The sequence below is a fragment of the Xenorhabdus griffiniae genome (genome assembly GCF_001028135.1).
Taxonomy (GTDB): domain Bacteria; phylum Pseudomonadota; class Gammaproteobacteria; order Enterobacterales; family Enterobacteriaceae; genus Xenorhabdus; species Xenorhabdus bakwenae.
Genome location: NZ_LDNM01000196.1, coordinates 1 through 538 on the forward strand (window position 1 = coordinate 1; position 538 = coordinate 538).

The following is a 538-nucleotide window of genomic DNA, read 5'->3' on the forward strand; positions in this document are numbered from 1 at the left end:
CGCCCGGTTGCCAACGCTCTTTAACAAATTAATCAGACAATCTGTGTGGGCACTCACAAGACACTATCTGACGCCGAAAGGCGAAAAAGATTAAAAAAGTCTTGAAGAGTGACTGAACAGTTAATTCATTATGAACGGACAGTCAGAATTCTTTGAGCATCAAACACTTTAATTGAAGAGTTTGATCATGGCTCAGATTGAACGCTGGCGGCAGGCCTAACACATGCAAGTCGGGCGGCAGCGGGAAGAAGCTTGCTTCTTTGCCGGCGAGCGGCGGACGGGTGAGTAATGTCTGGGGATCTGCCCGATGGAGGGGGATAACCACTGGAAACGGTGGCTAATACCGCATAACCTCGAGAGAGCAAAGTGGGGGACCTTCGGGCCTCACACCATCGGATGAACCCAGATGGGATTAGCTAGTAGGTGGGGTAATGGCTCACCTAGGCGACGATCCCTAGCTGGTCTGAGAGGATGGCCAGCCACACTGGGACTGAGACACGGCCCAGACTCCTACGGGAGGCAGCAGTGGGGAATATTG

General features: G+C 52.4%; 1 rRNA gene. It reads left to right on the forward strand.

Annotated elements, in window-relative coordinates:
* Positions 1-169: 169 nt before the first annotated feature.
* A 16S ribosomal RNA gene (locus AAY47_RS19645) occupies positions 170-538 on the forward strand; the annotation flags it as partial.